Annotated in this window: 11 protein-coding genes; 6 read left to right on the forward strand and 5 right to left on the reverse strand. The window is 68.7% G+C overall.

Annotated features, from left to right (window positions below; genetic code table 11):
* Positions 1-320 precede the first annotated feature (320 nt).
* The 4 genes from AAHM44_RS23010 to AAHM44_RS23025 all read left to right on the forward strand — a co-directional run bounded on the left by AAHM44_RS23010 (position 321) and on the right by AAHM44_RS23025 (position 7167).
* Entirely contained in the window at positions 321-1523 is a 1203-nt protein-coding gene (locus tag AAHM44_RS23010) for an efflux RND transporter periplasmic adaptor subunit (RefSeq protein WP_446746018.1), read from the forward strand.
* Between the two features lie 6 nt (positions 1524-1529).
* A complete protein-coding gene (locus AAHM44_RS23015) occupies positions 1530-4730 on the forward strand; it encodes an efflux RND transporter permease subunit (RefSeq protein WP_342251456.1) in 3201 nt (1066 codons plus the stop codon).
* Positions 4727-6166 (forward strand): efflux transporter outer membrane subunit, encoded by a 1440-nt coding sequence (locus tag AAHM44_RS23020; RefSeq protein WP_342251457.1) that lies wholly within the window; start codon positions 4727-4729, stop codon positions 6164-6166. The genes AAHM44_RS23015 and AAHM44_RS23020 overlap by 4 nt, the downstream gene beginning before the upstream one ends.
* A 218-nt stretch (positions 6167-6384) precedes the next feature.
* On the forward strand, positions 6385-7167 hold the full coding sequence (locus tag AAHM44_RS23025; RefSeq protein WP_269572866.1) for an enoyl-CoA hydratase-related protein: 783 nt from the start codon (positions 6385-6387) through the stop codon (positions 7165-7167).
* 187 nt (positions 7168-7354) lie between these two features.
* Here AAHM44_RS23025 and AAHM44_RS23030 read toward each other — a convergent pair whose 3' ends face one another.
* The 3 genes from AAHM44_RS23030 to AAHM44_RS23040 are packed head-to-tail and all read right to left on the reverse strand — an operon-like array spanning position 7355 to position 11518.
* Positions 7355-8884 (reverse strand): DHA2 family efflux MFS transporter permease subunit, encoded by a 1530-nt coding sequence (locus AAHM44_RS23030; protein ID WP_269572867.1) that lies wholly within the window; start codon positions 8882-8884, stop codon positions 7355-7357.
* An 11-nt stretch (positions 8885-8895) separates the two neighbouring features.
* Complete coding sequence (locus AAHM44_RS23035) at positions 8896-10059, reverse strand: HlyD family secretion protein (RefSeq protein ID WP_269572868.1); 1164 nt, start codon at positions 10057-10059, stop codon at positions 8896-8898.
* Positions 10052-11518 carry an efflux transporter outer membrane subunit gene (locus AAHM44_RS23040; protein ID WP_342251458.1) on the reverse strand — a complete coding sequence of 489 codons (1467 nt, stop codon included), beginning with the start codon at positions 11516-11518 and terminating at the stop codon, positions 10052-10054. The genes AAHM44_RS23035 and AAHM44_RS23040 overlap by 8 nt, the downstream gene beginning before the upstream one ends.
* An 89-nt stretch (positions 11519-11607) precedes the next feature.
* Here AAHM44_RS23040 and AAHM44_RS23045 point away from each other — a divergent pair, with 89 nt between their 5' ends.
* The gene (locus tag AAHM44_RS23045; RefSeq protein WP_269572870.1) at positions 11608-12237 is read left to right on the forward strand and encodes a TetR/AcrR family transcriptional regulator; all 630 of its coding nucleotides are present in this window, start codon (positions 11608-11610) and stop codon (positions 12235-12237) included.
* Positions 12238-12241: 4 nt separating this feature from the next.
* On the opposite strand, the gene AAHM44_RS23050 is transcribed toward AAHM44_RS23045, so the two are convergent.
* Together AAHM44_RS23050 and AAHM44_RS23055 are read right to left on the reverse strand one after the other, a co-directional pair.
* Positions 12242-12472: a hypothetical protein gene (locus AAHM44_RS23050; RefSeq protein ID WP_269572871.1), complete on the reverse strand. Its 231-nt coding sequence runs from the start codon at positions 12470-12472 to the stop codon at positions 12242-12244.
* A 3-nt stretch (positions 12473-12475) separates the two neighbouring features.
* Positions 12476-13543, reverse strand: a complete 1068-nt coding sequence (locus tag AAHM44_RS23055) for a Glu/Leu/Phe/Val family dehydrogenase (RefSeq protein WP_342251459.1) — start codon at positions 13541-13543, stop codon at positions 12476-12478.
* 124 nt (positions 13544-13667) lie between these two features.
* On the opposite strand from AAHM44_RS23055, the gene AAHM44_RS23060 reads away from it, so the two are divergent.
* Complete coding sequence (locus AAHM44_RS23060; protein ID WP_342251460.1) at positions 13668-14135, forward strand: Lrp/AsnC family transcriptional regulator; 468 nt, start codon at positions 13668-13670, stop codon at positions 14133-14135.
* Positions 14136-14236: the final 101 nt, after the last annotated feature.

Raw genomic sequence — 14236 nt, forward strand, 5'->3', positions numbered from 1 at the left:
GCCCTCGGCGCGACGGTGTGGAGAGAAGAAAAGGCCGGGCATCGAGCCCGACCTTTTCTAACCCACCCCTAGCCCCTCCCTTGCAGGGAGGGGAAACAGGAAGGGAGTTCGACACCCACACCCGCAGGGAACGCTACGGCATCCCGAGGATTGTTGCGCGCGGTAATCATATCGTGGAAACGTATCCAGCGGCGGGACATAGTTTCGCGTTTCCCGCATATTTCTTGTGTTGCGCCTGCACAGGCCGCTGCCCAAGAGAATTTCCGCATAGAACCGCGCCCCGAGTCGGCGCCTTGATCCGGGTTGAACACTTGCACCGAATCACTGCTGGCGGATCCCGCCTTCCTGCCTTTGCCCTGCTTTCCGCCACGCTGATTCTCGCCTCGTGCGGGAGCGGCAGCCAGTCCGCGCAGAAGAAGGGCGCGGGCGGGCCGCCCCAGGTCGGCTTCGTGGTGGTGCAGCCCGGCGAAGTGCCGGTCGTCGCCGAGCTTACCGGCCGGGTGAACCCCTATCAGGTCTCCGAGGTGCGGCCGCAGGTGGCGGGCATCATCCTCAAGCGCCTGTTCAAGGAAGGCACGATCGTCCGCCAGGGCGAGACGCTCTACCAGATCGATCCGCGCCTCTATGCCGCCAGCGTGGCCGAGGCTTCGGCCAGCCTGCAGAATGCCCGCGCCAATGCCGAGGCGGCGCGGACCAAGGCCGATCGCTACAAGCCGCTGGCCGAGGCCGAGGCGGTCTCGAAGCAGGATTATACCGACGCGCTGGCCGCGTCGCGCCAGGCGAGCGCGCAGATCGCCCAGAGCGGCGCCCAGCTGCAGACCGCGAAGATCAACCTGCACTTCACCCGGGTGCCGGCGCCGATCACCGGCCGCATCGGCCGCTCGCTGTTCACCGAAGGCGCGCTGGTCACCAGCAACCAGGCCGATCCGCTGGCGGTGATCCAGCGGCTCGACCCGATCTTCGTCGACATCCAGCAATCGAGCACCGAGCTGCTCGCGCTGCGCCGCTCGCTCCAGCAGCAGGGCGTGATGCCCGGCAGCGCCAGCGTGCGCGTGAAGCTGGAGGACGGCAGCGAATATGGCCGCACCGGCACTGTCGAATTCTCCGAAGTGATGGTCGACCAGAATACCGGCACGGTCACGCTGCGCGCCCGCTTCGACAATCCCGAGGGCATATTGCTGCCCGGCATGTTCGTCCGCGCGGTGTTCACCCAGGCGGTCGATACCCGCGCCTATCTGGTGCCGCAGCAGGCGGTGTCGCGCGACGCCAAGGGCAGCGCCCAGCTCTGGGTGGTCGGCGCCGACAACAAGGCGGTGCGCCGCGACGTGACCGCCGATCGCACCCAGGGCGCCTTCTGGGTCATCACCAAGGGGCTCAACCCCGGCGACAAGGTGATCACCCAGGGCATCGCCAACCTGAAGCCCAATGCCGATATCCGCCCGGTCCCGGCCGACACGCCGCAGAAGATCGAGACGCCCCGCAAGGGCCAGGCCACCGGCGCCTCCAAGTCGAAGGGCGGCTAAGCCACTATGTCCCGCGTATTCATCGATCGCCCGATCTTCGCCTGGGTGATCGCGATCATCACCATGCTGATGGGCCTGGGCGCGGTCTTCTCGCTGCCGATCGCACAATATCCGGACATCGCGCCGCCCCAGGTCAATATCCGCGCCACCTATCCGGGCGCGTCGGCCGAGACGGTGCAGAATTCGGTGACGCAGATCATCGAGCAGAACCTGACCGGCATCGACGGGCTGCTCTATTTCAGCTCGTCCTCGACCTCGCGCGGGCAGGTGACGATCAGCGCGACCTTCGACAAGGGCACCGACCCCGACATCGCCCAGGTGCAGGTGCAGAACCAGGTGCAGCAGGCGCTGTCCCGCCTGCCCAACCAGGTGCAGCAGCAGGGCGTGCGCGTCACCAAGTCGAACCCCGACACGCTGCTGCTCGTCGGCGTCTATGACGAGACCGACAAGCGCACCAATCGCGACGTTTCGGACTGGCTCTCGTCCAACCTGCAGGACACGCTTTCGCGCCTGCCGGGCGTGGGCGACGTCAACGTGTTCGGATCGCCCTATGCGATGCGGATCTGGCTCAACCCCTCGGCGCTGGCCAGCTACAGCCTGATGCCGAGCGATGTGGTGACCGCGATCACCAACCAGAATACCGAGATCGCGGCGGGCGAGATCGGCGGCCAGCCGATGCCGAGCAGCCAGATGCTCAACGCGACGGTGACCGCGCAATCGCGGCTGCAGACGCCCGAGCAGTTCGCCAAGATCATCCTCAAGACCCAGACCAACGGCGCGCATGTGCTGCTGAAGGACGTGGCGCGGATCGAGCTGGGCGCGGAGAACTACAACGCGGTCAGCCGGGTGAACGGCCATCCCGGCTCGGGCATCGCGATCAGCACCGCGCCGGGCGCCGACGCGCTCAAGACCGCCGAGCTGGTCAAGTCGACCGTGGCGGAAGCGGCGAAGGAGTTCCCCGAGGGCTTCAACTACGCCTATGCCAACGATACCACCGAGTTCATCAAGCTCTCGATCCACGAAGTGGTGATGACGCTGATCGAGGCGATCGTCCTGGTCGTCATCGTGATGTTCGTGTTCCTGCAGAGCTGGCGCGCGACGCTGGTGCCGATGATCGCGGTGCCGGTGGTGCTGCTCGGCACCTTCGCGGTGTTCTATGCGCTCGGCTATTCGATCAACACGCTGACCCTGTTCGGGCTGGTGCTGGTGATCGGCCTGCTCGTCGACGACGCGATCGTCGTGGTCGAGAATGTCGAGCGCCTGATGGAGGAGGATCCCGAACTCACCCCGCGCGAGGCGACGATCAAGTCGATGGACCAGATCCAGATCGCGCTGGTCGCCATTGCCCTCGTGCTGTCGGCGGTGTTCCTGCCGATGGCGTTCTTCGGCGGATCGACCGGCGTGATCTACCGCCAGTTCTCGGTGACGATCGTCTCGGCGATGATCCTGTCGGTGCTGGTCGCGCTGATCCTGAGCCCGGCGCTGACCGCCACGGTGCTCAAGCGCAAGAAGGACATGGCCGAGCCCGGCAGCGGCTGGCTGTCGCGCCGGGTGCCGTTCCTCGGCAACGCGTTCCGCACGGGCACCGAGAAGTTCAACCAGGGCTTCGAGTGGACGATCGAGCGCTACACGCGGACGATCGGCTACGTCGTCGATCGCAAGTGGATCTTCCTGCTGATCTACCTGCTGGTCTGCGCGGTGCTGGTGCTGATGTTCTACCGCCTGCCGACCGGCTTCCTGCCGACCGAGGACCAGGGCGCGGCGAGCGTCCAGTTCCGCCTGCCCGCGGGTGCGACGCAGAGCCGCACCCAGCAGGTGCAGCTGGCGATCGAGAAATATCTGCGCGAGCAGGAGGGCAAGAACGTCAAGACCACCTTCACCGTGACCGGTGGCGGCGGCGGCGGCGGCGCGAGCGGCCAGAATACCGGCCAGGGCTTCGTGAACTTCGTCCCCTGGGACGATCGCCCGGGCAAGGACAATGCGGCGGACGCGATCGTCCAGCGCGCGGCGGGCGCCTTCCGCAACTTCCGCGACGCGCAGGTCTTCGCGCTGGTGCCGCCGGCGATCCGCGGGCTCGGCCAGTCGAACGGCTTCACGCTCGAGCTGCAGAACAGCAGCGGCATGTCGCGCGAGGACTTCGTGGCGGCGCGCGACAAGCTGCTCGCGGCGGCCAATGCCGATCCGGACCTGCAGGCGGTACGCCTGTCGGACCTGCCCGACGTGTCGACGCTCAACATCCAGATCGACCAGGAGAAGCTGGCGGCGCTCGGGCTCACCCAGGCCGACGTCAACAACACGCTGTCGACCGCCTGGGGCGGGCGCTACGTCAACGACTTCATCGACCGCGGCCGCGTGAAGCGCGTCTATGTCCAGGGCGACGCGCCCTATCGCGCCGATCCGCAGAACCTGAGCGAGTGGTTCGTGCGCGGCAGCAACGGGCAGATGGCGCCCTTCTCCGCCTTCGCGACGATCGGCTGGGCGACCGCGCCGACCACCGTCTCGCGCTTCCAGGGCATCTCGTCCTTCGAGTTCCAGGGCCAGCCGGCACCGGGCAAGAGCTCGGGCGACGCGATGAACCGGATGGAGCAACTCGCCTCGCAGATCCCGGGGACCAGCGTCGCCTGGGCCGGCCTCTCCTACCAGGAGCGGCTGGCGGGCGGGCAGGCGCCGCTGCTGTACGGCGTGTCGCTGCTGATCGTGTTCCTGTGCCTGGCGGCGCTCTACGAGAGCTGGTCGATCCCGGTCGCCGCGATGCTCGTGGTGCCGCTCGGCCTGATCGGCGCGGTGTTCGCGGTGAGCCTGCGGGGCCTGCAGAACGACGTGTACCTGCAGATCGGCCTGCTCACGACGATGGGCCTGGCGGTGAAGAACGCGATCCTGATGATCGAGTTCGCCGAGCGCGCCGAGAAGGAAGGCAAGCGCGTGATCGAGGCGGCGCTGGAGGCGGCACGCATCCGCTTCCGCCCGATCGTGATGACCAGCCTGGCCTTCATGTTCGGCGTGCTGCCGCTGGCGATCTCGACCGGCGCCGGCGCCAATAGCCGCATCGCGATCGGCACCGCGGTGATCGGCGGCATGCTGACCGCGCTGGTGCTGGCGATCTTCTACATCCCGCTGTTCTTCGTGCTCGTCCGCCGCGGCGTGCGCGATTCGCTCAAGGCCGTGCGCGGGCGAATGGGCCGCAACAAGCCGGAGGCGCAGGCATGAAGCGCATCGTCCTCACCCTGATGCTGGGCAGCGCGCTGGCCGGCTGCTCGATGGACCCCAAGCTCGAGACCCCGGCCGCGCCGGTGCCGCCAGGCTGGCCGGTGGGCGACGCCTATCTGAAGGCCAACGAGGCCGCGCTGCCGACGGTGACCTACCAGGAGATCTTCCGCGATCCGCGCCTGCAGAAGCTGATCGAGACGGCGCTGGCCAATAATCGCGACCTGCGCATCGCCGCGGCCAACATCACCGCCGCCCGCGCGCAGTACCGCATCCAGCGCGCCGACCGGATCCCGGGTCTAGACGCGGGGGCCGGCGCCACCGTCTCCAAGGCCGATGGCAGCGATCGCCAGACCAGCTTCACCGGCAGCGTGAGCATCCCGGCATTCGAGCTGGACCTGTTCGGCCGCGTCGCCTCGCTCACCCGCGCAGAGCAGAATCGCTGGTTCGCGACCGAAGCGGCGGCGCGCGCCACGCGGCTGACCCTGATCGGCGACATCGCCTCCGCCTGGCTCAATCACGCGGCGGACGCGAGCCTGCTCAAGATCGCGCAGGACACGGCGGCAAATGCCGAGCGCTCGGTCAAGCTCACCGACATGCGGCTGAAGGGCGGCATCGCCCCGCGCACCGACCTGGCCCAGGCCCAGCAGACGCTGGCCAGCGCCCAGTCCGACGTCGCATCGCAGACCACCGCGCTGGCACAGGACGTCAACGCGCTGCGCCTGCTCGTCGGCGCCGAGATCGACCCCGCCCTGCTCTCCTCGGCGATCGAGGAAGCCGCGCCGACGGTGGCCGAGCTGCCCGCCGGCGTCGATTCGGGCGTGCTGCTCCGCCGCCCGGACGTGGTGCAGGCCGAGTACACGCTGCGCGCCGCCAATGCCGAGATCGGCGCCGCCCGCGCCGCTTTGTTCCCGCGCATCTCGCTCACCGGACTGCTCGGCCTTGCCAGCAACGCGCTGACCGGGCTGTTCTCAGGCGACGGCTTCCACTGGTCGGGCGGCGCGAGCGGCAGCTATTCGATCTTCAACGCCGGCGCCGGGCGCGCGGGCGTGCAGGCGAGCCAGGCGCAGCGTGACGTCGCGCTCGCCACCTATGAGAAGTCGATCCAGACCGCCTTCCGCGAAGTCGCCGATGCGCTGGCCCGGCGCGGTACGATCGCCGACCAGCTCAAGGCAGACACCGCGAACCTGACGGCGGCGCAGGACAGCTATCGCCTGTCCGAAGCGCGCTATCGCGGCGGCATCGACAATTTCCTGGCGAACCTGGTCGCGCAGCGTTCCTATTACACCGCGCAGCGCGGGCTGGTGAACACGCGGCTGGTCGAGGCGACCAACCTGGTGACGCTGTATCGCACGCTGGGCGGGGATTCGCTGCTGACGGTGACGGCGAACGGGCCGGAGGCGGCTGCGCCTGCGCCAGTATCCGCGCCGGCCCCTTAAAGCACCCTGTAATCGTCATCCCCGCGAAGGCGGGGACGACGATGGTATTTCGGAAGTGGCTTAGAACCACGGGCGATTCGGCGGCGAATCCCGGCCCCAAGCTTTCGCCGGGCAACAGGCCCACCAGCCAACCACCGATGCCCTAGCGGAAATTCGCCCGCGCTTTTCCGCCCCTCCCTTCCCCGCTATCGGTTGCGAAGAGAAACGGGAGTGGAAGCATGGCCTACGAGACGATCCTGACCGCGCGCGCCGGCGATGTGCTGGTGATCACGCTCAACCGGCCCGATCGCCTCAATGCCGCGCCGCCGGCGATGTTCGACGAGATCCGCGATGCGCTTGCCAACCTCGACGGCGCCCGTGCGGTGCTGCTCCAGGGCGCCGGCCGCGCCTTTTGCTCGGGTGCCGATGTGGCGAGCGGGGCACTGGCTTCGGCCGATCCCGGCAATGCCACCCATGCGGCGCTGACCGACCATTACAACCCGACGATCCTGGCGGTGACGCGTCTCGGCGTGCCGGTGGTGAGCGCGGTGCGCGGCGCGGCCGCCGGCATCGGCTGCAGCCTGGCGCTGGCCGCCGATTTCTGCGTGGCGAGCGACACCGGCTATTTCCTCCAGGCCTTCGTCAATATCGGCCTGGTCCCCGATGGCGGCGCCACCTGGCTGCTGCCCCGGCTGGTCGGCCGCGCCCGCGCCGCCGAGATGATGATGCTCGGCGAGAAGCTGCCGGCGGTGAAGGCACGCGAATGGGGACTGGTGCACAGCGTGGTCTCGGACGAGCAGCTGGAACATGAGGCGCTGGCGCTGGCCACCCGGCTGGCCGCGGGACCGACCCAGGCGCTGGGCATGATCCGCCGCGGGCTGGGCCAGGCGCTCGAGCTGACGCTGGAAGAGACGCTGGCGATGGAAGCCAATCACCAGCGCGCGGCGCGGGGGACGGCGGATTCGATGGAGGGCGGGCTGGCGTTCCTGCAGAAGCGGAAGGCGAATTTCACGGGGAAGTGAGGGCTCAGGCACTCCCCCTCTCTGCTCCCCTCCCTGAAAGGGAGGGGTCGGGGGTGGGTTGCGACCCCGGCGAAGGCCGGGGGCGCCCAACGAGACGGTATCGGAAAAAGAAAAGGCCGGGCATCGAGCCCGGCCTTTCCTAACCCACCCCTAACCCCTCCCTTGCAGGGAGGGGAATTAAGGGCCCCTAATGCGCCGCCCCCGGCCCCACCGCCCGCGTGGGACGCGGCGTCAGCCAGATGATCATCGCCGCCGCGACGAAGACGATCGCCGAGATCAGGAAGATGTGGCTGGTCGCCAGCGCAAAGGCTTCCTTGTCGACCAGCTGGGCGATCACGCTGCGCGCCTGATCGAGCGAGAAGCCCTGGGCGGCCAGCGCATCGACGGTGCCGTCGCTGTTGAGCTTCGAAGTGATCTCGCTGCGCGCGACCCGGGCGCTGTCGTCCCAGGCGGTGGTGGCGATCGAGGTGCCGATCGCACCCGCCATCGTGCGCAGGAAGCTCATCACGCCTGCCGCCGATGCCGTCTCCTCCGGCCGCACCGAACCCAGCGCGAGCGTGGTCAGCGGGATGAAGAAGAAGGGCATGCCGATGCCCTGGAGCATCTGCGGGAAGGCGAGGCTCCAAAAATCGGCCTGGCTGTTCCAGTGGACGCGGAGCAGCGAGGTGAAGCCGAGCCACAGGATGCCGAAGCAGACCAGTGCGCGCGGATCGGCCTTGGTGCTGAGCTTGGCGACGATCGGCGACATGATGACCGCCGCCACGCCGGTGAAGGCAGTGGCATAGCCGGCATAGGTCGCGGTGTAGCCCATGCTCGTCTGCAGCCATTGCGGGATGATCACCGCCGAGGCGAAGAAGGTCGCGAAGGCGAAGGACAAGGATGCCACCGCCACGGTGAAGCCGCGGTGCCGGAAGACGCGCAGATCGACGATCGGCTGGTCCTCCGTCCCTTCCCAGGCAAGGAACACCAGGAAGCCGATCAGCGCGGTGACGCCGAGCATCACGATGGTGGTGTCGTTGAACCAGTCATGCTCGCGGCCGAGATCGAGCATGATCTGCAGCGCGCCGATCCACAGCAGCATCAGCATCAGGCCGACGCGGTCGACACGCAGCTTGCTCGTCGGGGTCTCGACCTTCGACAGCAAGCGCATCGCACCGAAGGCGCAGAGCGCGGCGACGGGGATGTTGATGAAGAAGATCCAGTGCCACGACCAGCTGTCCGAGATGGTGCCGCCGAGGATCGGGCCGAGGATCGGCGCGACGACGGTGGTCATCGCCCAGACGCCCATTGCCTGGGCGCGCTGCTGGGGCGGGAAGATGCGCATCAGCAGCGTCTGGCTGAGCGGCATCAGCGGGCCGCCGCACAGGCCCTGGCCGATACGGCAGGCAACGAGCATGCCGAGCGTGGTCGACAGGCCGCACAGCACCGAGAAGACGCCGAAGCCGATCATGCCGAAGGTGAAGGTGCGCACCGTGCCGAAGCGGCCGGCGAGCCAGCCGGTGAGCGGCACGCAGACGGCCTCCGCCACCGCATAGGAAGTGATGATCCACGTCCCCTGGCTGCCCGAGATGCCCAGGCTGCCGGCGATGTGCGGCACGGAGACGTTGGCGATGGTGGTGTCGAGCACCACCATGAAATTGGTGAGCGCGAGCACCACGCCCGCCAGGATCAGCGACACGCCCTTCAGCGGTGCCATTTCCTCGGCCTTGCCGTTCATGGCCTGGGTCCTCAGTTCTTCGAGACGTCGATCTCGGCGTCCATGGAAAGGCCGACGCGCAGCGGGTGCTCGGCGAGCTCCTTCGGGTCGAGCTGGACGCGCACCGGCAGGCGCTGGACCACCTTGATCCAGTTGCCCGTGGCGTTCTGCGCCGGGATCAGCGCGAAAGACGAACCGGTGCCGCCCGACAGGCCGACGACCTTGCCGTGATATTCGACATTGCCGCCGTACAGGTCCGACTTGAGCGTGACCGGCTGGCCGACCTTGACGCGGGTCAGCTGGCCTTCCTTGAAGTTCGCATCGACATAGAGCTGGTTGATCGGAACGATCAGCATCAGCTGCGCGCCGGGGGCGACGCGCTGGCCGACCTGGACGGCGCGGCGCGTGACGACGCCATCGACCGGCGCGCGGATCACGGTGCGCGTCAGGTCGAGCCGGGCCTGATCGACCCTGGCCTGCGCCGCGAGCACTTCGGGTGCCGAATTGGCGGTGGTGCCGCTGATCAGCGCGTTGTTCGCGGCCAGCTCGCCCGTGGCGGCGCCGCGGGTCGAATTGGCCTGGGCTACCCCGGCGCGCGCCAGCTCCAGATTGGCCTTGGCCGAGGAGAAGGCGTTGGTCGCCGAGGTAAGCTCCTCACCCGACACCGCACCATTGGGGGCGAGGCGCTGGCGTCGGGCGAGGTCCACCCGCGCCTTCTCGTAATCCGCCTCGGCGGCGACGAGCTGGGCACGGGCTCGGGAAATATCGGCGCTGCGGGCCTGGACCTGCGCGGCGAGCGCCGCGCTGGTGGCCGAGGTCTGGCCGTACTGGCGGCGGGCCTTGGCGAGATCCGCCTCGGCCTGGGCGAGCGCGATCCGCGCGTCGCTGTCGTCGAGCTGGACGAGCACGTCGCCCTTCTTGACCACCTGGGTATCCGAGACGGCGACGCCGGCGACCTGGGCCGCGACCATCGGAGTCACGCTGGCGGTGTCGGCACCGACATAGGCGTTGTCGGTGCTGATGTAATGGCTGCCGACCAGCGCGTACCAGCCGCCATAGCCGACGCCCGCGACCAGCACCGCGCCGGCGATGCCGGTGAGCAGGCGCTTGCGCAGGCTCGGCTTGGCCGGAGCCTCCGGAGCCGCGGTTTCGGCGGCGGCGTTCGCGACATGGAGATTGGGTTCGGCGTCAGCCATGGGTCGAGTCCTTGGTGGCGGCGTTCGCTGCCGCGGTGTTGGTGGAAAAGCCGCCGCCCAGCGCGCGGACCAGCTGGACGTCGAGCGTGAACGCCCGGGCCTGGAGGTCGGCGACGATCTGGCGGTTCTGCAGCACGGCCTGTTCGGCGGTCAGCACGTCGAGGAAGGTGGAGAGTCCGCCCTCGTAGCGCTGGCGGGCGATCGAATAGGCGGCTTCGGAGTCGCTGAGCGCCTGACGGCTCTCGGAAAGGCGGGTGACAAGTGCGTTCTTGCTGGTCACCGCGTCGGCGACTTCGCGATAGGCCGTGGTGACGGTCGAGTCATAGGTCGCGACCGCTTCGTCATAGCCGGCGCGGGCACCCTTGTACTGGCCGGCGAGTGCGCCACCGCGGAAGATCGGCAGGCTGACGGCGGGGCCGACCGAGCCATAGGTCGATCCGGACTTGAACAGATTGTCGAGGCCGAAGGACTGGAAGCCGATCAGCGCGCTCAGATTGATCGAAGGGTAGAAATCGGCGCGGGCGACCTTGATGCGGCTGGCGGCGGCCTCGACCCGGGCGCGGGCGGCGGCGATGTCGGGCCGGCGGCCGATCAGGTCGGTGGTAACGCCCGCCGGAAGCCCGTGGCTCTCGGCCGGGCCGGCGGGGAGCGTGATGGCCAGGCCGCGGTCCGGGCCCTTGCCGAGCAGGGCGGCGATGCGGTTGCGGGTGAGGCCGATCGCCTCGTCGGTCGCGGCGAGATCGGCGCGGGCGGCGGGAACGGCGGCATCGGCCTGCTTGAGCTCGGCGCGGGTATCGAGGCCGTTGGTGACGCGGTCGCCGACCAGCTTCTGGGTCTGGGTGCGCAGCTCGAGCGCCTTGGCCTGGACGTCGCGCTGCGCGGCGAGGCGGGCGAGATCGGCATAGGCGCCGGCGATGTTGGTCGACAGGACGAGGCGCGACTGCTCGAGCTCGATCCGCGCGGCCTCGGCGTCCGAGGTGGCGGCGGCGAGCGAGGCGCGGTTCTTGCCCCACAGGTCGAGATCGAAGCTGAGGTTGGCGGCGACCTGGCCGCTGTCGTTCCAGCCCTTGGGCACGAAGGCGGCGGGGATGCCGTTGTTGTAGCTCTGCTTGCCCTCGGTCGCGCCGGCCTGGACGCCGACCGACGGGAGCAGCGCGGCACCGGCCTGCTGGGCATAGCCCTGGGCCGAGCGGAGGCGCGCGGCGGCGGCGGCGAGATCTGGCGAATCGGCGAGCCCCTCGGCGATCAGGCCGCTGAGCTGCGGGTCGCCATAGGCGCTCCACCAGTCATTGGCCGGCCAGTTGGCGGCATCGCTCTTGAGCGACTGGTCCGCGGCATAGGCGGTCGCGGCGCGCACTTCGGGGCGGGCACCGAGGTTCGGCACCGGCGCGCAGGCGGAAAGGAGCGCGGTCCCGGCAGTCGCGGTAAGCAGCAGCGGGCGGAGAAAGAATCGAGTCATGATTTAAATACCGTACTGTCTGGTACGGCGATGCAAATGGGTGCAGCGCAGCATCTTGTCAACCCAAAATCGTACCCTATAGTACGGTTATGACAAAAATTGTGGAGAAGGCGCCCGGCAAGCGTGAGGCACGCAAGGAGGAACGCCGCGAGGCGATCCTGGCGATCGCCAAGCGCGTATTCCTCGACCAGGGCTATTCAGGCGCGTCGATGTCGGCGATCTCGGCCGAGCTCGGCGGGTCCAAGGGCACGCTGTGGAGCTATTTCCCGTCCAAGGAAGAGCTGTTCGCCGCAGTGCTCGACGACGCGACCAAGGATTATCGCGCGCAACTCGCCGATGTGCTCAAGCCGGGCGAGGACGTGAGCGCGGCGGTGCGCCAGTTCTGCAAGGGCTTCATCGCCAAGGTCTCGTCACCCGACGGGCTGCGGCTGCACCGGCTGATCGCGTCGGAAGTCGCGCGCTTTCCCGAGATCGGCGACATCTTCTACCGCCGCGCGCCGCTGCCGACCCAGCAGATGCTCGCGGCGTTCTTCGAGCGGGTGATGGACGCAGGGCAGCTGCGCCGCGAGGATCCGCTGTTCGCCGCGCGGGTGCTCGCCTCGCTGTGCCTGGGCGTGCAGCAGCGGATGATCTGGGGCCAGGAACTCTCCGCGGCCGAGCGCGACCGCGAGGCCGGGCAGGTGGCCGACATCTTCCTGCGCGCCTTCGCGCCCGAATAAGCGACTAGAGCGGCACCCCGTCGAGCGCGACCGCCTCGACACCGATGCAGCGGAGCATCTTCTCCGCGACGATCATGCCCGGCGGGCCGTCCAGCTCGAGATCGAGCCGTACGGCCATGCCGTATTCGGTAACCCGCACTTCCATCTCGGGCGCGACCAGGTCGTGCTGTGCGGCCAGGCCGACCAGCCGGCACAGCAGGGCGGCGCTCGATTCGCCAACAATGTCGAGACGCATGGCTCAGGCGGCTTCGCGTACCGGCGCGAGCGGAGCGGCGGTGATCCGGGCACGAGCCAGCGCATCGCCCGCGCGGTGCGGCGCCAGCCCCTCGCGCCCGGCATGGGCGAGCACGGCGCCCAACCGCAGCCCGGTGGCATGGACGCGGCTCGCCACCTCGTCGACGCTCCAGCCGAGATATTCGCCGGCGACGCTGATGATCCCGCCGGCATTCACCACATAATCGGGCGCATAGAGGATGCCGCGATCGGCGAGCCGGTCGCCATCCTCGGGCGTGGCCAGCACATTGTTCGCGGCGCCGCAGACGATCCGGGCACGCAGCCGGGCAACGGCATCCCCGTCGATCACCCCGCCCAGCGCGCAGGGGGCGAAGATCTGGCAGCGGGCATCGAGGATGCTGTCACGGCCCATGATCTCCGCGTCGTAGCGACAGGCGGTCTCGGCGGCGACACCAGGGCGCGGCTCCGCGACGACCAGCCGGGCGCCCGCTTCATGGAGCATGCCGCACAGCGCCGAGCCGACATGGCCGAGCCCCTGCACCGCGACGCGCAGCCCCTTGAGCTCGCTGCCGAGCTGGCGGCGCGCGGCTTCCTCCATCGCCAGGAACACCCCGCGCGCGGTCCATGGCGAGGGATCGCCGCCCGGGCGGCCATCGCGCGGCGGCAGGCCGGCGACATGGCGCGTCTCGCCGCGCACCGCTTCCATGTCCGCGACGCTGGTGCCGACATCCTCGGCCGTGACGTAATTGCCGTCGAGCCGCGCGACTGCCCGACCGAAGGCCGCGAACAGCCTGCGCCGGTCGAAGTCGCCCTGGGGCAGGTTGAGCACCGCCTTGCCGCCGCCGAGCGGCAGATCAGCCATGGCATTCTTGTAGGTCATGCCCTCGGCCAGCCGCATCGCATCGCCGACCAAGGCGGCATGATCGCCATAACGCCACAGGCGGCACCCGCCCGCCGCCGGGCCGCGCCGGCTCGAATGGAGGACGATGACCCCGTCCAGCCCGCTCTCCTCGTCGCGCAGCACATGCACGCTCTCGGGCGGGGTGGCGGTTACTTGCGGCGCGTCGACCATGAAAGGGCTCCTGAAATCCTGAGATGACTCTTCCATGGATTTGCGGGAGAATGTGGCCTTCTTCGCATAGTCCAAGGCCATATGGGCAATATCTCACCCCATATCGGTTGAATGGAGAACAGATTTGCCCGCCAACCTCGACCCGTTCGAACGCAAGATCCTGCAGGTGCTCCAGGAAGACGCCTCGATGCCGACCGCCAAGCTGGGCGAAATGGTCGGGCTGTCGAGCTCGCCCTGCTGGCGCCGGGTGGACCGGATGGAGAAGGAAGGGATCATCACCAGGCGCGTGGCGCTGGTCGACCGGCAGAAGGTTGGGCTCAACGCCCACATCTTCGCGCAGATCAAGCTCAACGCGCATGGCCGAGCCAATCTTGACGAGTTCGCCGCGGCGATCCGCTCCTTCCCCGAAGTGCTCGAAGCCTATGTGCTGATGGGCGTGTTCGACTTCATGCTGCGCATCGTCGCCGCCGACATCGAGGCCTATGAGCGCTTCTTCTTCACCAAGCTTTCCAAGCTTCCGGGGGTGCAGGAAATCAATTCCACGGTGGCGCTGTCCCAGGTGAAGGCGACGACGGCGCTGCCGATTCCGTGATTCGAGATGCCCTCCCCGCTTATCTGCTCCCCGGGGGGGGGGGGGGGGGGGGGGGGGGGGGGGGGGGGGGGGGGCGGCCCCGGGGGGGGCGGGGGGGGGGG

Origin of the sequence: Sphingomonas sp. OTU376 (genome assembly GCF_038440415.1) — a bacterium.
GTDB lineage: Bacteria > Pseudomonadota > Alphaproteobacteria > Sphingomonadales > Sphingomonadaceae > Sphingomonas > Sphingomonas kyeonggiensis_A.

What these genes read in the sequence shown, in the direction of transcription:
- AAHM44_RS23045 (WP_269572870.1), top strand. Translation starts at nt 11,608, where the DNA reads ATGACAAAAATTGTGGAGAAGGCGCCCGGCAAGCGTGAGGCACGCAAG.
- AAHM44_RS23035 (WP_269572868.1), bottom strand. Translation starts at nt 10,059, where the DNA reads ATGGCTGACGCCGAACCCAATCTCCATGTCGCGAACGCCGCCGCCGAA.
- AAHM44_RS23015 (WP_342251456.1), top strand. Translation starts at nt 1,530, where the DNA reads ATGTCCCGCGTATTCATCGATCGCCCGATCTTCGCCTGGGTGATCGCG.
- AAHM44_RS23020 (WP_342251457.1), top strand. Translation starts at nt 4,727, where the DNA reads ATGAAGCGCATCGTCCTCACCCTGATGCTGGGCAGCGCGCTGGCCGGC.
- AAHM44_RS23030 (WP_269572867.1), bottom strand. Translation starts at nt 8,884, where the DNA reads ATGAACGGCAAGGCCGAGGAAATGGCACCGCTGAAGGGCGTGTCGCTG.
- AAHM44_RS23055 (WP_342251459.1), bottom strand. Translation starts at nt 13,543, where the DNA reads ATGGTCGACGCGCCGCAAGTAACCGCCACCCCGCCCGAGAGCGTGCAT.
- AAHM44_RS23050 (WP_269572871.1), bottom strand. Translation starts at nt 12,472, where the DNA reads ATGCGTCTCGACATTGTTGGCGAATCGAGCGCCGCCCTGCTGTGCCGG.
- AAHM44_RS23040 (WP_342251458.1), bottom strand. Translation starts at nt 11,518, where the DNA reads ATGACTCGATTCTTTCTCCGCCCGCTGCTGCTTACCGCGACTGCCGGG.
- AAHM44_RS23025 (WP_269572866.1), top strand. Translation starts at nt 6,385, where the DNA reads ATGGCCTACGAGACGATCCTGACCGCGCGCGCCGGCGATGTGCTGGTG.